This window comes from Rathayibacter tanaceti (assembly GCF_009834165.1).
GTDB classification, from domain to species: Bacteria; Actinomycetota; Actinomycetes; order Actinomycetales; family Microbacteriaceae; genus Rathayibacter; species Rathayibacter tanaceti.
The window spans coordinates 1662363-1684641 of record NZ_CP047186.1 but is presented as its reverse complement, the minus strand read 5'-3'; the positions used below and the strand labels follow the sequence as shown (position 1 = coordinate 1684641).

Below are 22279 nucleotides of genomic sequence, written 5' to 3'. Positions count from 1 at the left end.
TCACGACCCGAGAGGACCATCGAGATGGCATCGATTCCCGCCGAGGGCGCACGCGTGCTCTCCCTGCCCGGCGGCCGGACACCGCAGATCGCGCCGTCCGCCTGGATCGCCCCCGGCGCGACGCTCGTCGGCTCGGTCGGCCTCCGCGAGCGCGTGAGCGTCTGGTACGGCGCCGTCCTGCGCGCCGAGCACGCGCGGATCGAGGTGGGAGAGGGCAGCAACCTGCAGGACGGGGTGGTCGTGCACGTCGACGCGGGCAGGGACGCCGTCATCGGTGCGGGCGTCTCGGTCGGTCACAACGCGGTCCTGCATGGCTGCACCGTCGAGGACGAGGTGCTCGTGGGGATGAACGCGACCGTCCTCAACGGCGCCGTCATCGGCACCGGCTCCCTCGTCGCCGCCGGCGCGGTGGTGCTGGAGGGGACGGTCGTGCCGCCCGGCTCCCTCGTCGCCGGCGTCCCGGCGAAGGTTCGTCGGGAGCTGACGGAGCAGGAGCGGGCGGACATCCGCCGGAACGCCGCCTCCTACCTCGGACTCGCGCAGGAGCACCGGGAAGCGGACCACTGACGCGGGAGGGTGAGGGACGGTTCGAGGAAAGGAGGCCGTTCTTGCCGAACACGGTCGCGCCGGGCAGCCCCGTTCGTGCACAGCGGCTCTGTTCGTGCCAGACGGAACCGTTCGTGCCAGAAAGACCCGCTCGCGCGCGGACCCGTTCGTGCCAGGCAAGAGGAAAACGGAGGGGCTGACGAGAATCGAACTCGCATCATCTGTTTGGAAGACAGAGGCTTTACCACTAAGCTACAGCCCCGAATCGCGAGGCCGAGAGCCTCAGGCTCCGGATCTCGGATTGGATGACCCGCTCTCGCGAACGGGCACCAGAACACAGTAGTACATCCGTCGGCCGTCGCCGACATCGCACACGCCCGCTGCCGGAGCCGTCGCGCAGTTCCGGCCGCCGCGGCTGCTGTGCAGTACACTTGCGAAGGCCATTTCGGCGTGTCGCGCGAGCGGACGTGCGGGGACGGCTCGACGAGAGTCTCACCGCACGGTCCCCAGGCCCGCGCATCCGGGGCGTAGCTCAGCTTGGCTAGAGCGCCCGCTTTGGGAGCGGGAGGTCGCAGGTTCGAATCCTGTCGCCCCGACCACGAGAACTCATCGTGACGACATCGACCCGTGACGACCGGTCATCCGGCGCCGACACCAACCAGCACAGGAGATCCCCTCACGTGAAGACCACGGTAGAAAAGCTGAGCCCGACGCGCGTGAAGCTCGCGATTTCGGTCACCCCGGACGAGCTCGGCCCCAGCATCACCCACGCCTACGGCCACATCGCCGAGCAGATCAACGTCCCCGGCTTCCGCAAGGGCAAGGTCCCGCCGGCGATCGTCGACCAGCGCGTCGGCAAGGCCGCCGTGCTCGAGCACGCGGTGAACGAGGGCCTCGACGGCTTCTACCGCGAGGCCGTCCGCGAGTCGGAGGTGCGCCCGCTGGGCCGCCCCCAGGCCGACATCGTGACCTGGCCGAACGACAAGGACTTCACCGGCGACCTCGAGCTCGCCATCGAAGTGGACGTGCGCCCCGAGATCACCGTCCCGGAGTACGAGGGCATCGCGCTCACCGTCGAGGCGGCCGCGATCGCCGACGACGACGTCGACGCAGAGCTCGACAAGCTCCGCAGCCGCTTCGGCACGCTGGTCACCGTCGACCGCCCCGCCACCACCGGCGACTTCGCGCAGATCGACCTGGTCGCCTCGATCGACGGCGTCGAGGTCGACACCGCCAACGCGATCTCGTACGAGCTCGGCTCGGGCGAGCTGATCGAGGGCATCGACGAGGCGCTGGATTCGCTGACCGCGGGCGAGAGCACCACCTTCACCGCGCCGCTGCTCGGCGGCGACCACGCCGGCGAGCAGGCCGAGATCGCCGTCACGCTCACAGCGGTGAAGGAGCGCGAGCTCCCCGAGGCCGACGACGACTTCGCGCAGATCGCGAGCGAGTTCGACACCATCGCCGAGCTGCGCGAGTCGCTCAAGGAGCAGGCCGCTCAACAGAAGACCTTCAGCCAGGGCGGCGAGGCGCGCGAGAAGCTCGTCGACGCTCTCCTCGCGCTCGTCGAGATCCCCGTCCCGGCGGCGCTCGTCGAGGACGAGGTGCACCGCCACCTCGAGGGCGAGAACCGCCTGGAGGACGAGGCGCACCGCGCCGAGGTGGCCGAGGCCAGCGAGAAGACCTTCAGGACCCAGATCCTCCTCGACCACATCGTCGAGCAGGAGAAGGTCCAGGTCAGCCAGGACGAGCTGACGCAGTACCTCATCCAGGGTGCGGCGCAGTACGGCATGGAGCCGAACGAGTTCATCAAGATCCTCTCCGAGAACAACCAGATCGGCCAGATGGTCGGCGAGGTCGCCCGCAACAAGGCACTCGCGATCGTCCTGGGCAAGGCGAAGGTCACCGACACCGAGGGCAACGCCGTCGACCTGACTGCGTTCACCGCGGTGCCGGGCGACGGCGAGGCGGGCGATTCCGCCGACGAGGCCGTCGCCTCGGACGAGGCCGAGGTCGTCGAGGAGGCCCAGGCCGCCGCCGACGCCGAGGTGCCCGCCGAGCCCGACGCCGAGCAGATCGCCGCCGAGGAGGAGCCCGCCCCGGCTCCGAAGAAGAAGCGTGCGCCGGCCAAGAAGAAGGCCGCAGCTCCCGCCGAGGAGACCCCGGCCGCGGAGTAGTCGCCGCGAGCACGACCAGGAGCCGCCCCCGATCCGTCGGAGGGCGGCTCCTGCCGTTTCCGGATGCTCGGTCCGCCCCGGGCGAACACGGACCCCTCCCGCTCCGCCCCCGGCGAACACGGGCGGATCGGCCTGGCGGCGTCCGATAGATTCGCCTCCGAAGCGACAACTGAAACGGAGCAATACATGGCCGACATGGTTATGCCCAACAGTGTTTTCGACCGCCTCCTGAAGGACCGGATCATCTGGCTCGGTTCCGAGGTGCGCGACGAGAACGCCAACGAGATCGCCGCGAAGCTCCTGCTGCTCGCGGCTGAGGACGCCGAGCGGGACATCTACCTCTACATCAACTCGCCCGGTGGCTCGATCACCGCGGGCATGGCGATCTACGACACGATGCAGTTCGTCCCGAACGACATCGTGACCGTGGGCATCGGGATGGCGGCCTCGATGGGCCAGCTCCTGCTCACCGCCGGTACCCAGGGCAAGCGCTACATCACGCCCAACGCCCGCGTGCTCCTGCACCAGCCGCACGGTGGCTTCGGTGGCACCGCCTCCGACATCCAGACCCAGGCGCAGCTCATCCTCGACATGAAGAAGCGCCTCGCCGAGATCACCGCGAAGGCGACCGGCAAGACTGTCGAGCAGGTCAACGAGGATGGTGACCGTGACCGCTGGTTCAGTGCCGAGGAGGCTCTCGAGTACGGCTTCGTCGACCACATCCGCTCCTCGGCGACCGACGTCGCCGGCGGTGGCGGAACCGCCATCGCCGACTAGTCCAGCGAACGCGCCGAGAGATCAGGAACAGACAATGACCACACCCACCTTCGGCGGAACGGCTTTCGGCTCGGGAGCCGCGCCGTCCTCGCGCTACATCCTCCCCACCTTCGAAGAGCGCACGGCCTACGGCTACAAGCGCCAGGATCCGTACGCCAAGCTCTTCGAAGACCGCATCATCTTCCTCGGAGTGCAGGTCGACGACGCGTCCGCGGACGACATCATGGCCCAGCTCCTCGTGCTCGAGAGCCAGGACCCGGACCGCGACATCGTGATGTACATCAACTCGCCCGGCGGATCCTTCACCGCGATGACGGCGATCTACGACACGATGCAGTACATCCGTCCGCACATCCAGACCGTGGTCCTCGGCCAGGCCGCTTCGGCCGCTGCTGTGCTGACCGCCGCGGGAACGCCCGGCAAGCGGCTCGCTCTACCCAACGCGCGCATCCTGATCCACCAGCCGGCCGTCCAGCAGGGCGGAGGCCAGGCCTCGGACATCGAGATCCAGGCGGCCGAGATCATGCGTATGCGCGAGTGGCTGGAGGAGACCCTGTCGAGTCACTCGAACCGCTCGATCGAGCAGGTGAAGAAGGACATCGACCGCGACAAGATCCTCGGCGCGAGCGATGCGCTCGAGTACGGACTGATCGACCAGGTCCTCACCAGCCGCAAGAGCCTTCCGGCTCTCACGGTCTGAGCACCGTTCGGAGGGGCCGGGCGTCGGAGCGATCCGCCGCCCGGCCCCTCCGTGTCTGCTGTCGTGCCGTAGCAAAGCGCCACACTCAGCGCAAGGCGCGGCCAATCCGGCCCGCCTGCCGAGGCGTCGTGCCTCAGCGGCTAGGCTCGGAGCACAGCTCGGTGGGACGGCACTGTTCTCACTGCCGGGGCGTCGTCGCTCCGCGCACGACTCGACCGACGCACGACCGATCAACGCACGACAAGGAAGTGGGGCATCCCCGTGGCACGTATTGGCGAAAGCGCCGACCTGCTGAAGTGCTCCTTCTGCGGCAAGAGCCAGAAGCAGGTCCAGCAGCTGATCGCAGGGCCGGGTGTCTACATCTGCGACGAGTGCGTCGAGCTCTGCAACGAGATCATCGAGGAGCGGCTCTCGGAGTCGAGCGAAGAGACGAGCCACGAGTTCGATCTGCCGAAGCCGAAGGAGATCTACGGCTTTCTCGAGGAGTACGTGATCGGGCAGGACCAGGCCAAGCGGGCGCTCGCGGTCGCGGTCTACAACCACTACAAGCGTGTCCGCGCCCGCAACACCATCACGGCGGCCGACGCGATCCATGACGAGGTCGAGATCGCGAAGAGCAACATTCTGCTGATCGGCCCGACGGGCTGCGGCAAGACGTACCTCGCGCAGACCCTGGCGAAGCGGCTGAACGTGCCCTTCGCGGTGGCGGACGCCACGGCCCTCACCGAGGCGGGCTACGTCGGCGAGGACGTCGAGAACATCCTCCTGAAGCTCATCCAGGCCGCAGACTACGACGTCAAGCGGGCAGAGTCCGGCATCATCTACATCGACGAGGTCGACAAGATCGCGCGGAAGGCCGAGAATCCCTCGATCACCCGTGACGTCTCCGGTGAGGGCGTGCAGCAGGCGCTGCTCAAGATCCTTGAGGGGACGGTCGCCTCGGTGCCGCCGCAGGGCGGGCGCAAACACCCGCACCAGGAGTTCATCCAGATCGACACGACGAACGTCCTCTTCATCGTGGCGGGAGCGTTCGCCGGGCTGGAGGACATCATCTCCTCTCGAGCGGGGAAGCGCGGCATCGGCTTCGGTGCCCCCCTGCACAACAAGGAAGACGAGATCAACATCTTCAGCGAGGTCCTCCCGGAGGACCTGCACAAGTTCGGGCTGATCCCCGAGTTCATCGGCCGCCTCCCCGTGGTGACCACGGTGACGCAGCTCGATCAGGATGCGCTGATGCAGATCCTCACCGAACCTCGCAATGCGCTCGTGAAGCAGTACCAGCGGATGTTCGAGATCGATGGAGTCGAGCTCGAGTTCGACCGCGGCGCGCTCGAAGCGATCGCAGATCTGGCCGTGCTGCGCCAGACCGGGGCCCGAGGGCTCCGCGCGATCCTCGAGGAGGTCCTCGGGCCGATCATGTTCGAGGTGCCCTCGTCGGACGAGGTCGCCCGCGTCGTCGTGACCCGTGAGGCCGTGCTCGACAACGCCGCTCCGACGATCGTGCCGCACGCTCCGCGCCGCCAGGAGAAGAGCGCCTGAACCGCAAAACCCGGCGCTGAGCACGTCCGGCTGCGCGCCAGTTGGCCGAGATTGGCCCGCCTGATCGCTGAGCCCGGCGCGGCACCGTCCCTACTCTGGCAGGGCGCGCCCCCGGTGCGCCCGACGGCCGAGGGCCGCGGCTCGTCCCGACCGGAGGCTCCGCCATCGTCCAGCCGCTGCTCGCCGGAGTCGTCGCCGCCCTCACCGGCTTCTCGAGCTCGTTCGCGATCGTCCTCGCGGGAGTCGTCGCGGTCGGTGCCACCGACTCGCAGGCGGCCTCGGGGCTCCTTGCGGTCTGCGTGCTGCAGGGACTGCTCTGCATTCTGCTGAGCCTGCGCTACCGAGTGCCGATGACCTTCGCGTGGAGCACCCCGGGAGCAGCCCTCCTCGCCGCCACGGCGACGCTGCCCGGCGGGTTCGACCGCGCGGTCGGCGCATTCCTCGTCGCCTCCGCCCTGCTCGTCGTGACCGGGCTCTGGCCGGCACTCGGGAGGCTCGTGGCGCGCATCCCGCGACCGCTCGCCACCGCGATGCTCGCCGGCATCCTGTTCCCCCTCGTTCTGGCGCCGGTCCGTGCCGCAGTCGAGATCCCCGTCCTCGCGGTCCCGGTGATCGTGCTCTGGCTGTTGCTCGTGCGGCTGCTGCCGCGCTGGGCGGTACCGGCCGCGATCGCGCTCGCGATCGTGCTGCTCCTGGTGACCGACGGTTCCGCACTGGCGGGTGCGCCGCTTCTCCCTGTGCCGCAGTTCGTCGCACCGGTGTTCGAGATCGGGGCGATGGTGGGCGTCGGTCTGCCGCTCTACGTCGTCACGATGGCGGGGCAAAACATCCCGGGGATCGCCGTGCTGTCGAGTTTCGGCTACGACGCGCACGCCCGAGCGGGCATCGTGTCTTCGGGAGCACTTTCGGGCGTCGCCGCCGTGTTCGGGGGAGTACCGGTCAACTTCGCTGCTCTGAGCGCGGCTCTGACCGCAGGGCCCGAGGCCTCGCCGCGGCCGGAACAGCGCTGGATCGCTTCGGTGTCGGCGGGCGCCTCCTATCTGGTGCTGGGCCTCGTGGCGGGAGCGGCCGCCGCACTGGTCTCGTCGGCAAGCCCTCTGCTGATCGAAGCGGTCGCCGGACTCGCGCTCCTGGGAGTGTTCGTCTCTGCCGTTCAGTCCGCGGTCGAGGAGCCCCGGCTGCGGCTCGCAGCCGCCGCCACTCTCCTGGTCACCGCCTCAGGCACGTCGATCGCCGGGATCGGATCCGCGTTCTGGGGACTCGTCGTCGGACTCGTGGTCCTCGCCTGGGTCGTCCCCGCGCGTCGTCTCTAGACGAGCCCGCGCCGCTCGAGAAGGGGCTCGGTGCGAGCGTCACGGCCACGAAAGGCACGGTACGCGTCGAGCGGGTCGCGGGATCCGCCGAGCGCGAGCAGCCCTCGTCGGAACCGCTCCCCGGCTTCGCGCGTCAGGCCCCCGGTCTCCTCGAACCACTCGCCGGTGTCGGCGTCGAGTATCTCGCTCCAGATGTACGAGTAGTACCCCGCCGAGTAGCCTCCCGAGAACACGTGGGCGAAGTAGGTGCTGCGGTACCGGGGCGGTACCGCAGGCAGAAGGAGTCCGGCTCCGGCGAGTACTTCCTCCTCGAAGGCAGCCACGTCACGCGGCTCGACCGGGGCGGGCAGCGCATGCCAGGCGAGGTCGAGCAGGGCAGAGGCGAGGTACTCGCTTGTCGAGAAGCCCTCGCCCCAGAGGGTGGCCGCCTCCAGCCGCTCGACGGTCCCGGACGGCAGCTGCTCGCCGGTCTCGACGTGCCGGGCGTACGACTCGAGCAGTTCGGGCCGCAGCGCCCACATCTCGTTCACCTGGCTCGGGAACTCGACGAAGTCGCGGAAGACGGCGGTGCCGGCGAAACGCGGATAGCGCGTGCTCGCGAAGAGCCCGTGCAGCGCGTGGCCGAACTCGTGGAAGAGGGTCCTGACCTCGTCGAGGCCGAGCAGGGCGGGCTCGCCCGGGGCCGGGGCGGACAGGTTGAGGTTGTTGACGACGACGGCCGAGTCGCCCAGGAGCGACGTCCGCGAGGAGAGCGAGTTCATCCACGCGCCTCCTCGCTTGCTGTCGCGGGTGAACGGATCGAACAGGAACAGTCCCAGCGGCGCACCGTCCTCCTCGAGCACCTCGACGACGCGGACGTGCGCGCTGTAGCCGAGGAGGTCGGGCCGCTCGACGAAGCGGATGCCGTAGAGGGCCGTCGCGGCGGCGAAGACGCCGTCGTGCAGCACGCGCTCCAGCTCGAAGTAGGGGCGGAGGGCCCCTGAGTCCACCGCATAGCTCTCGGTGCGCACCCGCTCCTCGTAGTAGGCACGGTCCCACGGCTCGAGCGTGAAGCGCGGGCTGCCCGCCGCGTCCTGCTCGGCGTCGGCGAGCTCCTGCATGCGCTCGAGTTCTACGCGAACATTGCGAGCGGCAGGAGCAGCGAGCGTGTGCAGGAGGGTGAGGACCCGCTCGGGTGAGCCTGCGGTCTGTCCCGAGATCACGAAGTCCGCGTGCGAGGAGAAGCCGAGCAGTCCGGCCCGTTCGGCGCGGAGCCCGGCGATCTGCTGCACCAGAGCGGCGTTGTCGTGCTGTCCGCCCTCGGAGGCGCGACCCGTCGAGGCGCGCAGGAGACGTTCGCGGACGCCGCGGTCGCGCAGTCGCGACAGCCAGGGATGCCCCGAGTAGAGGGGGAGGGCGATCAGCCATCCCGTCTCGCCGCGGCTCTCGGCCGCGCGCGCGGCGGACGAAAGGTCGGAGGCGTCGAGCCCGTCCAGTTCGGCCGGGTCGGTGATCAGCACGGCGCGATCGTTCGACTCGGCGAGCAGATTCTTCTCGAAGCGCGTGGTGAGGCTCGAGAGCTGCTCGTTGAGCTCGCGGAGCCGCGCCTTGCCGTCGTCGTCGAGAAGGGCACCCGCCCGTTCGAATCCGGCGAGCCGCCGCTCGAGGAGGTAGGCGGTCTCGGCGTCCAGCCCGAGCGAGGGCGCCCTGTCGGCGAGGTCGCGCAAGCGCGAGAAGAGGCGGGGTTCGAGAGTGACAGCGTCGTCGTGGGCCGACAGGAGCGGCGCGAGCTCCGCCTCCAGAGCGTCGGTCAGCGGTGTGCGGTCTGAGGCGCTGACGGTGAAGAAGACGGCGCTCACTCGGCGCAGCTCGCGGCCCGCGCGCTCCAGGGCGACGAGAGTGTTCTCGATGGACGGGGACTCGGACGACCCGGCGATGGCCTCGATCTCGGCCCGGTGCCTCCGCATCGCCTCAAGGAAGGCCGGCCGGTACGCCTCCGGATCGACGGAGGCGAAGTTGGGGAGGCCGTGCGGGAGGACGCTGGGCTCGAGCAGGACGGCGACGGGATCGGGAGCGCTCACCCTGTGAGCCTAGGGCTGCGAGGGAGGCGGACGGCGCGGCCCCGCGCCGTGGGGCTCAGCCCCAGTCGTCGTCCTCGTCATCGACACGCCCCTGCGGCTGCGTGATGTACGCGGCATCCTCGTCGGCGCGGTGGGTGATGGTCGTGCCGTCATCGAGCTCGAGCACCGGGCGGCCCTCGAGCCACGTGAGCGTCCAGTGCCAGTCGGTCGTCGTGGTGCCGGCCGCGGCCAGCTCTCCTTCGACATCGCGGATCGCGGTGACCACGATCTCGGGCAGGGTCTGCGGCGGCGTGCCGCCGAGCGTCCACCGGGTTCCGAGCTGCATCGGTCTTCCTCTCGTCGCTGCGGGGGGAGGCGGGTCGTCCCGCCTCCCGGGGGAGCCTCCTACGCCTCGGTCTCGAGCTCGACGCTCACCGTGAGCTCGTCGCCCTCGGCGAACTCGAGTTGCGCGATCCGTCCGACGGCGGCGAGGTCGCCTGCGGCGAGGCGCAGAGAGGCGACCAGCGGCGCCGGAGCGGTGACCACGGCCGAGCGTGCCGGTGTCTTCTGCGAGGCCTTCGCGTCGGTCTTCGCTCGGCGGACGGCGGTGAGGACGGTGCTCGCCGCGGCGAGCACGGCCGGGTCGCCGCCGAGGCCTGCGACGGTCGGCCACGGTCGCAGGTGCACCGAGTCGTCGTGCGACCACGACCACGTCTCCTCCGTCGCGAAGGGCAGGAACGGCGCGAACAGGCGCTGCAGAGCGTCGAGCGCCCGGTGCAGGGCAGCGGCAGCGGAGACACCGTCCTCGCCGTACGCGCGCTCCTTCACCAGCTCGAGGTAGTCGTCGCAGAACGTCCAGAAGAACGCCTCGATCGTCTCGAGAGCGCGGGCGTGGTCGTAGTTCTCGAGAGCGCTCGTCGCCTCGGCGATCACTGTGTCGAGCGTGGCGAGCATGCTGAGGTCGAGCGGGTCGGCGACTCCGGCGCTCTCGGCGAGCGGGAAACCGTGGATGAACTTGGCGGCGTTGAGGATCTTGATCGCCAGGCGGCGGCCGATCTTGATCTGCGTCGGGTTCTGCGGGTCGAACGCGGCGTCGGTTCCCAGACGCGAGGAGGCGGCCCAGTAGCGCACCGCATCGGAGCCGTGCTGCTCCAGCATCGCGGCGGGGGTAACGACGTTGCCCTTCGACTTCGACATCTTCTTGCGGTCGGGGTCGACGATGAAGCCCGAGACGGTGGCGGTGCGCCACGGCGCCCTACCGTCCTCCAGCTGCGAGCGTAGGAGGGTCGAGAAGAGCCAGGTGCGGATGATGTCCTGACCCTGCGGGCGCAGGTCGTAGGGAGCGACGAGCTGCCAGAGCTCGTCGTCGCGCTCCCAGCCGCCTGCGAGCTGCGGGGTCAGCGAGGAGGTCGCCCAGGTGTCCATCACGTCGAGCTCGCCCTGGAACCCACCCGCGACTCCGCGCTGGTCCTCGGAGTAGCCGGGGGCCGGGTCACTGGACGGATCGACCGGCAGAGCCGCCTCGTCCGGCACGATCGGCGAGTCGAAGACGGGGTTGCCGTCGCCGTCGAGCGGATACCAGACGGGGATCGGCACGCCGAAGAAGCGCTGGCGTGAGATCAGCCAGTCGCCTGAGAGTCCGTTCACCCAGTTCTCGTAGCGCACGCGCATGAACTCGGGCACGAAGCGTACGTCCCGGCCGAGCTCCAGCAGACGCTCCGAGAGGGCGGCGTCACGTGCGCCATTGGTGATGTACCACTGACGGGTCGAGACGATCTCGAGCGGCTTGTCGCCCTTCTCGAAGAACTTCACCTGATGGGTGATGGGGCGGGGATCGCCCACCATCTCGCCCGATTCGGTGAGCAGCGCCACAACAGCCTGCTTGGCCGAGAAGACCGTCTTGCCGGCGAGCTGGGAGTAGGCCTCGCGGCCGGCCGGGCTGGTGATCACCGCGGGCGCCTCCGACACGAGCCGGCCGTCGAAGCCGATGATCGCGCGGTTCGGCAGGTCGAGTTCGCGCCACCACACGACATCGGTGATGTCGCCGAAGGTGCAGATCATCGCGATGCCCGAGCCCTTGTCCTTCTGCGCGAGGTGGTGGGCGAGCACCGGCACCTCGACGTCGAAGAGCGGCGTGCGGACGGTCGTGCCGAAGAGCGCCTGATACCGCTCGTCGTCGGGATGCGCGACGAGCGCGACGCAGGCGGGCAGGAGCTCCGGTCGGGTCGTCTCGATGAAGACGTCCTCGGCTCCGTCGCGGTGGAAGCCGAGCCGGTGGTAGGCGCCGGGTTGATCCTTGTCCTCGAGCTCGGCCTGCGCGACGGCGGTCCGGAACGTGATGTCCCAGAGGGTGGGAGCCTGGGCCTGGTACGCCTCGCCGCGGGCGAGGTTGCGGAGGAAGGCGCGCTGGGAGGCGGCCTGCGACTCGTCTCCGATGGTGCGGTAGCTCTGCGACCAGTCGACCGAGAGCCCCAGCGTTCGCCAGACGTCCTCGAACTGCTTCTCGTCTTCGACGGTGAGGCGTTCGCAGAGCTCGATGAAGTTGCGGCGCGAGATCGGCTTCTGATCCGCGGCCCTGCTGCTCTTGGTGTCGCCGCCCTCGAACGGAGGTGTGAATCCGGGATCGTACGGCAGGGTCGGGTCGCAGCGCACGCCGTAGTAGTTCTGCACGCGGCGCTCGGTGGGCAGGCCGTTGTCGTCCCAGCCCATCGGGTAGAACACGTGCTTGCCGCTCATCCGCTGGAATCGTGCGACGACGTCGGTGTGCGTGTAGGAGAACACGTGCCCGATGTGGAGCGAGCCGGACGCGGTGGGCGGCGGGGTGTCGATCGAGTACACGTGCTCGCGGGTGAGCCCGGTGCGGTCGAACCGGTAGGTGCCGTCGGTCTGCCAGCGCAGCCCCCACGTGCTCTCGAGGCCTTCGAGGGCGGGCTTCGCAGGGAGGCGGTCGGCGTGGTTCATGATGCTCCGGTTCGCTATGGGCGGCACCGTGTCGGTGGTGATGGTGCCTGGATGGTGGCTCCGGAGCGGGGCGCTCACCGGCCGTCCCGATCCTACCGCGAGCCTCGGAGTCGCCTCCCGAGGCGGGTCGGGCGAGCGAGGGAGGGAGTTCAGCCGAGCGAAGCGGCGAAGCCGGCGCACACGGGCGCGAGCGCCTCGTCGAGGTAGGGCACCAGCTCCCCGCGGGTCGCTCCCGCGCCGGCCCACGCCTGCACGGCCGCCACGGCGGCTCCGACGCTCGCGTAGGCGATCGCCCGGGTGAGGTGGGAGGGCAGCGGACGCGCCGCGCGCTCCTCGACGAACCGCGCGATGACCGCGGCCTGCCGCGCGAGCCTCGAGAGGGCGGACGCCTGCAGCTCGTGCACACTCCCGATCAGCTCGGACTGCGTGAGCACCCACGGCACCGTCGCGGGTCCGAAGCCGGCGCCGATCGCGAGCAGGGCCTCGCGGAGCGCCTCCATCACCGGACGCTCCGTCGGGACCGCGGCGAGAGCATCCGGGAGCTCGGCCAGCCTGTCGTCGACCAGAACCCAGAAGACGTCGCTCTTGGAGTCGAAGTAATTGAAGAACGTATTCCGTGAGACCCCGGCGCGCTGGGCGATCTGCTCGATCGTGGTGCCTGCGTAGCTCTGCTCCACGAACAGGTCCAGCGCCGCGTCCTCGAGCATCGAGCGCGACGACGCGCGCGGCCGTCCCCGCTGCATTCCTGGCACCATGACCGCTCCTGCTCCGCATCCGTCGACGCGCTAGGATATCGACTGGACGACTTCGACCCGGCCATCACCGGCGAGTCTCCGGAAGAACGGCGCCGGTCCCGGCCTGCGCCCAGTAGAACCGGACGGGTGCGGCCCGTGACAGCCGATCGAGTGGGAACGCGTCAGCGGGAGCTCCTCCGGGAGGATCCGGCCGACCGGTCCAAGCGAGGTGGTACCGCGACCCGGCCCGGGGTCTGAGATCCGGGCGGGCCGTCCTCGTGCAGACCAGCAGCACTGCCAGGAGACCGCACGTGACCTACCCCCTGACCCCGCCCACCCCGCACGGTGCCGAGCCCGCCGAGGGCTCCGCGTTCGGCCTCGGGGTGACTCCGTCGCCGCGCTTCCCCGAGATCGAGGAGCATGTGCTGGCCTACTGGAAGGCGGACGACACCTTCCGGGAGTCGATCCGACAGCGCGAGGGCGCACCGGAGTGGGTGTTCTACGACGGCCCGCCCTTCGCCAACGGTCTGCCGCACTACGGGCACCTCCTCACCGGCTACGCGAAGGACGTCTTCCCCCGCTTCGAGACGATGCGCGGGAAGCAGGTGCACCGCCGCTTCGGCTGGGACACCCACGGGCTGCCCGCCGAGCTCGAGGCGGAGCGGCAGCTGGGCATCACCGACAAGTCCCAGATCGAGGAGATGGGCGTCGCGGCCTTCAACGCCGCGGCGAAGGAGTCGGTGCTGCGCTACACGGGGGAGTGGCAGGAGTACGTCACCCGTCAGGCGCGCTGGGTCGACTTCGACGACGACTACAAGACGCTCGACCCCTCCTTCATGGAGTCGGTGATCTGGGCGTTCAAGCAGCTCTACGACAAGGGCCTCGCCTACGAGGGCCACCGGGTCCTGCCCTACTGCTGGCGCGATCAGACCCCGCTGTCGAACCACGAGCTGCGGATGGACGACGACGTCTACAAGGCCCGCCAGGACCAGACGGTCACCGTCACCTTCCCCCTGGTGGGCGAGACGGCCGAGGCGTTGCAGCTCACGGCGGTGCGCGCGCTGGCGTGGACCACGACTCCGTGGACGCTGCCCACCAACATGGCTCTCGCCGTCGGCCCCGACATCGAGTACGCCGTGGTGCCCGCCGGCCCGGACGGCGCGGCCGACGGCAGGGGCGAGCCCGAGGAGCGCGAGCTCTCGGCTGAGTACCTCCTGGCCATCGACCAGGTCGGCGCCTACGCGAAGGACCTCGGCTATCCGGACCCGGAGTCGGCCCTGGCCGCCGTCTCGCGCACCCACCGCGGCTCCGAGCTGGAGGGGATCAGCTACGACCGCCTGTGGGACCACTACGCCGACACCGAGGCCTGGGGCACGCAGAACGCGTGGCGAGTCCTCGTCGCCGACTACGTCACCACGAGCGAGGGCACGGGCATCGTGCACCAGGCCCCTGCCTACGGCGAGGACGACCAGAAGGTGTGCGAGGCGGCGGGCATCCCCGTGATCATCTCCGTCGACGACGGTGGGCGATTCCTGCCGCAGATCGCCGAGGTCGCGGGCCTCCAGGTGTTCGAGGCGAACAAGCCGCTCACGCAGCTGCTGCGAGCAGGGCACCGCCTGCTCCGCCAGGCCAGCTACGAGCACTCCTACCCGCACTGCTGGCGCTGCCGCAATCCGCTGATCTACAAGGCGGTCTCGAGCTGGTTCGTCCGGGTCACCGCGATCCGCGACCGGATGGAGGAGCTCAACCAGGGAATCACTTGGGTCCCCGAAAACGTCAAGGACGGCCAGTTCGGCAAGTGGCTCTCGGGAGCGCGCGACTGGTCCATCAGCCGCAACCGCTACTTCGGCTCGCCGATACCGGTGTGGAAGAGCGACGACCCCGAGTACCCGCGGATCGACGTGTACGGCTCCCTGGACGAGCTCGAGCGTGACTTCGGCGTGCGCCCCGACGACCTGCACCGCCCGTTCATCGACGAGCTCACCCGGCCGAACCCGGACGACCCCACCGGTCGCTCGACCATGCGGCGGATCAGCGACGTCCTCGACGTCTGGTTCGACTCCGGATCGATGCCCTTCGCGCAGGTGCACTACCCGTTCGAGAACGCCGACTGGTTCGACACCCACAACCCGGCCGACTTCATCGTCGAGTACATCGGGCAGACCCGCGGCTGGTTCTACACGCTCCATGTGCTGTCGACCGCGCTCTTCGACCGGCCCGCATTCCGCAACGTGGTCAGCCACGGCATCGTCCTCGGCGAAGACGGACAGAAGATGTCGAAGTCGCTGCGCAATTACCCCGATGTGGCGGAGGTCTTCGACCGCGACGGCTCCGACGCGATGCGCTGGTTCCTCATGTCGAGCCCGGTGCTGCGCGGAGGCAACCTCGTGGTCACCGAGGAAGGGATCCGCGAGGGCGTGCGCCAGGTGCTGCTGCCGCTGTGGAGCACCTGGTACTTCTTCTCGCTCTACGCCAACGCTTCGGCGGGCGGCGGCTACCAGGCGACCCGGCGCACCGACTCCGAGGATGTGCTCGACCGCTACCTCCTGGCCAAGACGCACGACCTCGTGGCCACGGTCACCGCACACCTCGAGGGCCTCGACTCGACACTCGCGGCCGCCGCGCTGCGCGACTTCGCCGACGTACTCACCAACTGGTATGTCCGCCGCTCGCGCGGCCGGTTCTGGCAGGGCGTCGACGCCGACGGCCGCGGCTCTGAGGCGTTCGACACCCTCTTCACGGTCCTCGAGACCGTGTGCCGGGTCGCCGCGCCGCTCCTCCCGCTCGTCACCGAGGAAGTCTGGCAGGGCCTCACGGGCGGTCGCAGCGTGCACCTGACCGACTGGCCAGAGGCGGACGAGTTCCCCGTCGACGACGCGCTCGTGCACGCGATGGATGCCGTGCGCGCCATCTCGTCGACGGCCCTCTCGCTCCGCAAGCAGGCCGGGCTCCGCGTCCGGCTGCCCCTCGCGCGCCTGACGGTCGTGGTCACCGACGCCGCCGAGCTGGCGCCCTTCGAGGCGATCCTCCGCGACGAACTGAACGTCAAGCAGGTGTCGCTGGTGCCGCTCGTCGACTCCAGCGCCGCCGCCTACGGAGTCACCTCCCGGCTCGCCGTGAATGCGCGCGCTGCCGGTCCACGACTCGGCAAGGGGGTGCAGGCCGTGATCCGCGCGGCGAAGACGGGGGACTGGAGCGAGACGGAGGGTGTCGTCACCGCAGGCGGCGTCGACCTGGTCGAGGGGGAGTACGAGCTGACGCTCGAGGTCGGCGGCTCGGCCGGCGACGACCGCGCCATCGCCCTGCTGCCGCACGGCGGCTTCGTCCTGCTCGACACCGCGACCACGCCCGAGCTCGAGGCGGAGGGCCTCGCCCGCGATCTCATCCGCGCCGTGCAGGACGCTCGCAAGGCGGCGGGCTTCGAGGTCAGCGATCGGATCGTCCTGGAGGTCGTGCTGGACGAGCCGAGCCTGCGCGCACTCGAGCCGCACGCGCTCTGGATCGCCGAGGAGACCCTCGCCACCGGTTGCTCGTTCACCCCGCTCACTGTCGCGCTCGAGGGCGGCGAGGGTGCGATCACGTTCGGACCCGCGGGCACCGCTATCATCCGCGTCGAGAAAGTCGAGGCCGCCGATGTCTGATCCGGTCGAGGGCGATTCCGCCGACCGCGACGCCGCGAACGCCGTCTACGCGGCGCTCCTGGATCGCCTCGGCGAGGCGAGCGTCCGCCCGCGCCTGGCGCCGACCCGTCGCGCCGTGGAGATCCTCGGAGACCCGCAGCGCGCCTATCCGGTCATCCAGATCGCCGGCACCAATGGCAAGACCTCCACCAGCCGGATGATTGAGAGCCTGCTGAGGGCTCACGGGCTCCGCGTGGGCCTCTTCACCAGCCCGCACCTCGAGCGCGTCAACGAGCGCATCGTGATCGACGGCGAGCCGATCTCGGACCGCAGCCTCGCGGACAACTGGCAGGACATCGAGCCCTATCTGCGCATGACCGATGCCGAGCTCGCGGAGCAGGACGAGGCTCCGCTCTCGTTCTTCGAGGCGATCACGGTCCTCGCCTATGCGGCCTTCGCCGATGCTCCCATCGACGTCGCCGTCATCGAGGTCGGCATGGGGGGCGAGTGGGACTCCACCAACGTCGCCGATGCGCAGGTCGCCGTCTTCACGCCGATCGCGCTCGACCACACCGATCGGCTCGGCTCCACCGTCGAGGAGATCGCGCGGACGAAGTCGGGCATCGTGAAGCCGCTCGCGTCCGTCGTCTCGGCACGGCAGGCGCCCGAGGCGGAGGCGGTGCTACGACACGCGGCCGCGGTCACCGAGTCGACCATCGCGATCGAGGGCGCCGACTTCGACGTCGACTCGACGACCGTCGCCGTCGGTGGCCAGGTGGTCACCGTCCGCGGCCTGGCGGCCACCTACGAGCACCTGCTGCTGCCGTTCTTCGGCGACCACCAGGCAGAGAACGCGGCCGTCGCGGTCGCGGCGGTCGAAGCCTTCCTCGGCGGAGGTACGCAGGAGCTCACCGGCGATGTGCTCGACGAGGGCTTCGCGGCAGCGAGCTCGCCCGGGCGCCTCCAGCTCGTCGGCCTCGCCCCGCGGACGATCGTCGACGCCGCGCACAACCCGCACGGAGCAGCGTCGCTCGCCGCTGCACTCGGCCGCTACTTCGACTTCGACCGGGTGACGGTCGTGCTCGGCGTGCTGGCCGAGAAGGACGCCGAGGGGATCCTCCGAGAGCTCCTGCCGGTCGTGGATGAGCTGATCGTCACCACGGCTCCGAGCGCGCGCGCACTGCCTGCCGAGGACCTCGCCGCCCTGGCACGCACGATCTTCCCCGCGGACGCGGTGCGGGTCGCGGAGGATCCGCGCGGCGCTCTCACGGCGGGTCGGCTCCTCGCGGCCCGCACCGAGAAGGGCGCTCTCCTGGTCACCGGCTCGATCACCCTTGTCGGCCACACGCTCACCGTCTCCCGCGACGAGGGCTGGCTGGGCTCGTGAGGGCCGGCCGCCCACGCCGAGCCCGGACCGTGCGAGAGAGCCTGGGCTCGATCGTGCTCGGCTTCGAGTCGGTCATCGTCTTCCTCGCGACGCTCGTCGCCTTCGGTCTGAAGGTCGCCGATCCGGTGATCGTCCTGGTGGGAGGCGCGGTGGTCTGTCTCGCGCTCGTAGCCACCCTGGGGCTGCTGAGCCGTCCGCTCGGGTTCCGCCTCGGCTGGGCGCTGCAGTTCGTTATCGTGGCGTCGGGCCTGCTGGTACCCATCATGTACGTCATCGGCGCCGCTTTCGTCGCTCTGTGGACGTACTGCATGGTGACCGGCACCCGTCTCGACGCCCAGGCGCGTCGGGCGGGGGAGCCCACCGACCCCATCGAAGGAGAACGCTGAACCATGGCTACCCAGGAGACCCTCGTCCTCGTCAAGCCCGACGGTGTCGCCCGCAACCTGACCGGTGAGATCCTGCGCCGGATCGAGGCGAAGGGCTACTCGCTCGTCGACGTGAAGCTCGTCGAGGCCGACCGTGCGCTGCTCGCGGCCCATTACGCCGAGCACGAGGGGAAGCCGTTCTACGAGCCACTCGTCGAGTTCATGGAGAGCGGCCCGATCGTGGCCCTCCGTATCGCGGGCGACCGCGTGATCGAGGGCTTCCGAGCTCTGGCCGGCACGACGGACCCGACGACCGCCGTTCCCGGCACCATCCGCGGTGACCTCGGCCGCGACTGGGGCCTCGCGGTCCAGCAGAATCTGGTCCACGGCTCCGACAGCGTCGAGTCCGCCGAGCGCGAGCTCGCACTCTGGTTCGCCTGAGTCCCTCCGCCGTCGGCGACCCGCGCTGCAGGACGCGCTCACTCCTCCCGAAGCGCTGCTTCAGAGGTAGGCGAGCACGTTCAGGCGGAGCTGCGCGATGACCGCGATCCCGAGGTAGCAGACCAGAGTGATGAAGGGGATCCAGCCGTAGGCGGCGCCTGCGGCCCGGCGGACAGCGGCAGGGACGGGGAACACGCCCTCACGCAGATTGCGCAGCGTCACGAGCCAGAACCCCGGGATCACGACCGACCAGGTCAGCATGCACCAGGGGCAGAGCGTCCCGAGCGCGAAGACACTCGTCGCGATCAACCAGCCGACGAACACCAGCGCCAGCACGAAGCCGAGGTTGAAGACAGCCCAGAACCAGCGGTCGAAACGGGCGCCCGCGAGCAGGCCGGCACCCACCACGATCGGGGCGATCCACGCGGCGACTCCGATCAGCGGATTGGGGAAGCCGAAGATCGCGCCCTGTGGCGAGTCCAGATTGGCGCTGCACTGCACCAGCAGGCTGAAGTCGCAGCCCAGGCCCGCCTCCGGGCTCTCCAGGGCCGCGAACTTGTCGTTCGTCAGGGCGAACGCCGCGATCCAGCCGATGACGCCGAGGACGATCAGCAGGACGGCGAAGACGACGGGGCGCGGCTGGGTAGGGGCGTCGCGCACCCCGGAATCGCTGGACACCGGGGGATTATGGCACGCGCCGGATCAGCGCCTCTGGGAATGCGTGCGATAATCGGAGCCGTCGGTCCGGGGGATCCCGCACCGACGCGAAGAAGGTTTACCGGGCGAGCACCGGGCCACAGGAGATCGACAGCGTTCCGCGAATGGACGCGCCGGGTCTCCGCTCCACTGCGAGACGACCACCGGTCGCACCGCGGGGGAGCGCGTGTCGGATAGTCAGTTCCGAGTGAAGCTGCAACCGGAGTCCCGCGCCCTGTGAGCGACGGGACCGGGGGAGCGGAAGGATTCGCGACGGGCCGAGGCCCCTCGCACGAGAGAAGCATCCGGGGAGAAGGCGCGGCGAACGACCCGGCCGAGGAGTGCACCAGGAATGGTGGAAGACAACAGTACGAGCGGATCCGATCCGGACCGCGACGAGCCCCGCAGCGGGGCCAGGAAGATCAGCCGCCTCTTCGGTGGTCGCCGGGCTTCCCGGCGCACCGACTCGAGCGCGCCAGCGACAGGGGAGACGATCATCGACAGCAACGAGACCGACCAGACCGAGACCGACCGGACAGAGACCGCCGCGGCGGGTGAGCAGCACGCAGCGGTGGAGGCCGCGCGGACGAGCGCCGAGCCCTCCGGCGCGGAATCCGTGGACGAGCCGGACCACGCCTCGACGGTCGCCGCCGTCGTCGACGCCCTGCCGTCGAGCGTCGAGCCCGAGGAGCCGCGGCGCCCCGCTCTGCCGAGCACGTCGCTCCTGTTCCAGGCCCCGATCCTGCCCGACTATGTCGAGCTGGCCCCGCTGCCCCCTCGCGGGGTTCCCCTCGGCCTCCAGGACGAGCGCGAGAGCTCCCCGGAGGAGCAGGGCTCCGTCCGCCGCCGTTCGCGCCGCCGGAGCGGTGAGAGCGAGCGCACCGGCTCCGACGACCCCCAGAACACCGTCGTCCGTGTGCGGCAGCCGCGCGAGCCCCGCGAACCGCGCGAGCCCGAGCTGATCACCGAACCCCAGCGCATCAAGGGCTCGACCCGCCTGGAGGCGAAGAAGCAGCGTCGCCGCGACGGCCGCGACGCCGGGCGCCGACGCACAGTCGTCACCGAGTCCGAGTTCCTCGCGCGCCGCGAGGCCGTCGACCGGGTGATGGTCGTCCGATCCAAGGAGGACAGCATCCGGATCGGCGTGCTCGAGGACGGTGTCCTCGCCGAGCACTACGTCGCCCGCTCGCAGGAGGCGTCCCTCATCGGCAATGTCTACCTAGGCCGCGTGCAGAACGTCTTACCGAGTATGGAGGCGGCTTTCGTCGACATCGGTCGAGGCCGCAACGCCGTGCTCTACTCGGGCGAGGTCGACTGGGACGCTGCGAACAATGCCGGTGGACCCCGCCGGATCGAGCTCGCGCTGAAGCCGGGCGACCGGGTCCTCGTCCAGGTCACGAAGGACCCCGTCGGGCACAAGGGTGCGCGACTGACCAGCCAGGTCTCGCTACCCGGCCGCTACCTCGTCTACGTGCCGAACGGCTCGATGAACGGGATCTCGCGCAAGCTGCCCGACACCGAGCGCGCTCGCCTGAAGAAGATCCTCAAGGAGGTGCTCCCCGAGAACGTCGGCGTCATCGTCCGCACGGCGGCCGAGGGCGCCACCGAGGAGCAGCTCACCGTCGACGTGGAGCGCCTCACCGCGCAGTGGACCGCGCTGAGCGCCAAGGCGGCGACCGGGCAGGCGCCGGCGCTCCTGCACAGCGAGCCTGACCTGCTCATCAAGATCGTCCGCGACGTGTTCAATGAGGACTTCGAGAAGATGGTGATCGCCGGCGACGACGCCCGCGAGACGATCGAGCTGTATCTCAGTCAGGTTGCCCCCGACCTGCTCGAGCGGGTCGAGGTCTACACCGGAGACAGGGACGCCTTCGACGAGTTCCGCATCACCGAGCAGATCGAGAAGGCGCTCGAGCGCAAGGTCTGGCTCCCGAGCGGCGGCTCGCTCGTCATCGACCGCACCGAGGCGATGACCGTCGTCGACGTCAACACCGGTAAGTTCGTCGGCTCGGGCGGAAACCTCGAGGAGACGGTCACCAAGAACAACCTCGAGGCGGCCGAGGAGATCGTCCGCCAGCTGCGTCTGCGCGACATCGGTGGCATCATCGTGGTCGACTTCATCGACATGGTTCTCGAGTCCAATCGCGACCTCGTGCTGCGTCGACTCGTCGAGTGCCTCAGCCGCGACCGGACGAAGCACCAGGTGGCGGAGGTGACCTCGCTCGGACTCGTCCAGATGACCCGCAAGAAGCTGGGTCTGGGCCTGCTCGAGACCTTCAGCGAGAACTGCGAGGTCTGCGCCGGCCGCGGAGTGATCGTGCACCACGATCCGGTCCTCAAACACCGGTCCGCCGCCGCTCCGCAGCAGGAACAGCGTCGTCGGGGAAAGGGCGGCGACCAGCCGTCCGCCTCCTCCGGTCGCTCCTCCGCGCCGGCGACGAAGCCGATCAGCACGCACGCGATCACCGACGACGCCAAGAACGCCCTCGCTCAGATCGCGGCGAGCACGATCCAGCCCCCGGCCGTCCGTCAGGCGGCCGAGGAGGCCGCCGCTCTCGTCGAGGATGCGACGGACGCCGCCGGGGCAGCGGAGGCTCCCGAGGAGTCGACGGCGCCCGTCGAGACCGCCGACGAGCAGCCGGCCGAGTCGGGCCGTCGCGGCGAGCGCCCCGCCAGAGGGGAACGCCGTCGCCGCAGTCGCGATCGCGAGCCCGGTCAGGAGCGCCTCGAGGTGCCCGCCGAACACGGAGAAGCCCCCGCGGCCGCTCTGCTCGACATACCGATCGCGCCGGTGACGCCGCCTCGCAGGGTGCGCAGCGAGGTCGCGGAGCACCTGCTCGACTCCGTCCTCGACGCACTGCCGGAGCCGAAGCAGCCGGGGCAAGGCCGCGCGAAGAGCCGTCGCGTGACCACCGCAGCCCTCACGGGAGTCGCGGTCATCCCCGAGCAGACGCCCCGGCGCTCCGATCAGGAGTAGCGGGTCC

Annotated in this window: 16 protein-coding genes and 2 tRNA genes; 12 read left to right on the top strand and 6 right to left on the bottom strand. The window is 69.9% G+C overall.

Annotation, left to right across the window (positions count from 1 at the left end):
* Positions 1-24: 24 nt before the first annotated feature.
* Positions 25-567: a gamma carbonic anhydrase family protein gene (locus GSU10_RS07905; protein WP_132504271.1), complete on the top strand. Its 543-nt coding sequence runs from the start codon at positions 25-27 to the stop codon at positions 565-567.
* A 170-nt stretch (positions 568-737) separates the two neighbouring features.
* Here the strand turns inward: GSU10_RS07905 and GSU10_RS07900 are convergent.
* Positions 738-808 (bottom strand) — tRNA-Gly (locus GSU10_RS07900).
* Positions 809-1067: 259 nt separating this feature from the next.
* Between GSU10_RS07900 and GSU10_RS07895 the strand changes: the two genes are divergently transcribed.
* The 6 genes from GSU10_RS07895 (at position 1068) to GSU10_RS07870 (ending at position 7052) form a co-directional block, all read left to right on the top strand.
* Positions 1068-1145 (top strand) — tRNA-Pro (locus tag GSU10_RS07895).
* An 81-nt stretch (positions 1146-1226) separates the two neighbouring features.
* Positions 1227-2723, top strand: coding sequence for a trigger factor (tig, locus tag GSU10_RS07890; protein WP_132504273.1), 1497 nt, complete (start codon positions 1227-1229; stop codon positions 2721-2723).
* A 186-nt stretch (positions 2724-2909) separates the two neighbouring features.
* Positions 2910-3500, top strand: a complete 591-nt coding sequence (locus tag GSU10_RS07885; protein WP_068207349.1) for an ATP-dependent Clp protease proteolytic subunit — start codon at positions 2910-2912, stop codon at positions 3498-3500.
* A gap of 34 nt (positions 3501-3534) precedes the next feature.
* Complete coding sequence (locus GSU10_RS07880) at positions 3535-4200, top strand: ATP-dependent Clp protease proteolytic subunit (protein WP_068207347.1); 666 nt, start codon at positions 3535-3537, stop codon at positions 4198-4200.
* Between the two features lie 261 nt (positions 4201-4461).
* Entirely contained in the window at positions 4462-5739 is a 1278-nt protein-coding gene (gene clpX / locus GSU10_RS07875) for an ATP-dependent Clp protease ATP-binding subunit ClpX (protein ID WP_132504275.1), read from the top strand.
* Between the two features lie 95 nt (positions 5740-5834).
* Entirely contained in the window at positions 5835-7052 is a 1218-nt protein-coding gene (locus tag GSU10_RS07870) for a benzoate/H(+) symporter BenE family transporter (protein WP_082844905.1), read from the top strand.
* On the opposite strand, the gene GSU10_RS07865 is transcribed toward GSU10_RS07870, so the two are convergent.
* From GSU10_RS07865 to GSU10_RS07850, 4 genes are all read right to left on the bottom strand, one after another.
* Positions 7049-9112, bottom strand: coding sequence for a M3 family metallopeptidase (locus GSU10_RS07865; RefSeq protein WP_241972886.1), 2064 nt, complete (start codon positions 9110-9112; stop codon positions 7049-7051). The two genes, GSU10_RS07870 and GSU10_RS07865, sit on opposite strands and share 4 nt — an antisense overlap.
* 55 nt (positions 9113-9167) lie before the next feature.
* Positions 9168-9437 (bottom strand): hypothetical protein, encoded by a 270-nt coding sequence (locus GSU10_RS07860; RefSeq protein WP_068207341.1) that lies wholly within the window; start codon positions 9435-9437, stop codon positions 9168-9170.
* A 59-nt stretch (positions 9438-9496) separates the two neighbouring features.
* Positions 9497-12052: a valine--tRNA ligase gene (valS, locus tag GSU10_RS07855; protein WP_132504437.1), complete on the bottom strand. Its 2556-nt coding sequence runs from the start codon at positions 12050-12052 to the stop codon at positions 9497-9499.
* Between the two features lie 149 nt (positions 12053-12201).
* Positions 12202-12807: a TetR/AcrR family transcriptional regulator gene (locus tag GSU10_RS07850; protein ID WP_068207338.1), complete on the bottom strand. Its 606-nt coding sequence runs from the start codon at positions 12805-12807 to the stop codon at positions 12202-12204.
* A 290-nt stretch (positions 12808-13097) separates the two neighbouring features.
* On the opposite strand from GSU10_RS07850, the gene ileS reads away from it, so the two are divergent.
* Genes ileS through ndk form a run of 4 tightly spaced genes read left to right on the top strand, consistent with a single transcriptional unit; the run spans position 13098 to position 18599 of the window.
* Entirely contained in the window at positions 13098-16427 is a 3330-nt protein-coding gene (ileS, locus tag GSU10_RS07845; RefSeq protein ID WP_199220811.1) for an isoleucine--tRNA ligase, read from the top strand.
* Positions 16420-17793 carry a bifunctional folylpolyglutamate synthase/dihydrofolate synthase gene (locus tag GSU10_RS07840; protein WP_132504277.1) on the top strand — a complete coding sequence of 458 codons (1374 nt, stop codon included), beginning with the start codon at positions 16420-16422 and terminating at the stop codon, positions 17791-17793. Before ileS ends, GSU10_RS07840 begins: the two co-directional genes overlap by 8 nt.
* 29 nt (positions 17794-17822) lie before the next feature.
* Positions 17823-18179, top strand: coding sequence for a DUF4233 domain-containing protein (locus GSU10_RS07835; protein WP_236713477.1), 357 nt, complete (start codon positions 17823-17825; stop codon positions 18177-18179).
* A 3-nt stretch (positions 18180-18182) separates the two neighbouring features.
* A complete protein-coding gene (gene ndk / locus GSU10_RS07830) occupies positions 18183-18599 on the top strand; it encodes a nucleoside-diphosphate kinase (protein ID WP_068207332.1) in 417 nt (138 codons plus the stop codon).
* A 60-nt stretch (positions 18600-18659) separates the two neighbouring features.
* Here the strand turns inward: ndk and GSU10_RS07825 are convergent, their stop codons facing one another.
* Complete coding sequence (locus GSU10_RS07825) at positions 18660-19277, bottom strand: vitamin K epoxide reductase family protein (RefSeq protein WP_241972887.1); 618 nt, start codon at positions 19275-19277, stop codon at positions 18660-18662.
* A 370-nt stretch (positions 19278-19647) separates the two neighbouring features.
* On the opposite strand from GSU10_RS07825, the gene GSU10_RS07820 reads away from it, so the two are divergent.
* A complete protein-coding gene (locus GSU10_RS07820; protein WP_132504279.1) occupies positions 19648-22272 on the top strand; it encodes an Rne/Rng family ribonuclease in 2625 nt (874 codons plus the stop codon).
* Positions 22273-22279: the final 7 nt, after the last annotated feature.

Excerpts from the sequence above, each read along its gene's own strand:
- GSU10_RS07905 (WP_132504271.1), top strand. The coding sequence starts at position 25 with ATGGCATCGATTCCCGCCGAGGGCGCACGCGTGCTCTCCCTGCCCGGC.
- GSU10_RS07885 (WP_068207349.1), top strand. The coding sequence starts at position 2,910 with ATGGCCGACATGGTTATGCCCAACAGTGTTTTCGACCGCCTCCTGAAG.
- GSU10_RS07880 (WP_068207347.1), top strand. The coding sequence starts at position 3,535 with ATGACCACACCCACCTTCGGCGGAACGGCTTTCGGCTCGGGAGCCGCG.
- GSU10_RS07860 (WP_068207341.1), bottom strand. The coding sequence starts at position 9,437 with ATGCAGCTCGGAACCCGGTGGACGCTCGGCGGCACGCCGCCGCAGACC.
- valS (WP_132504437.1), bottom strand. The coding sequence starts at position 12,052 with ATGAACCACGCCGACCGCCTCCCTGCGAAGCCCGCCCTCGAAGGCCTC.
- GSU10_RS07850 (WP_068207338.1), bottom strand. The coding sequence starts at position 12,807 with ATGGTGCCAGGAATGCAGCGGGGACGGCCGCGCGCGTCGTCGCGCTCG.
- GSU10_RS07840 (WP_132504277.1), top strand. The coding sequence starts at position 16,420 with ATGTCTGATCCGGTCGAGGGCGATTCCGCCGACCGCGACGCCGCGAAC.
- ndk (WP_068207332.1), top strand. The coding sequence starts at position 18,183 with ATGGCTACCCAGGAGACCCTCGTCCTCGTCAAGCCCGACGGTGTCGCC.
- GSU10_RS07820 (WP_132504279.1), top strand. The coding sequence starts at position 19,648 with ATGGTGGAAGACAACAGTACGAGCGGATCCGATCCGGACCGCGACGAG.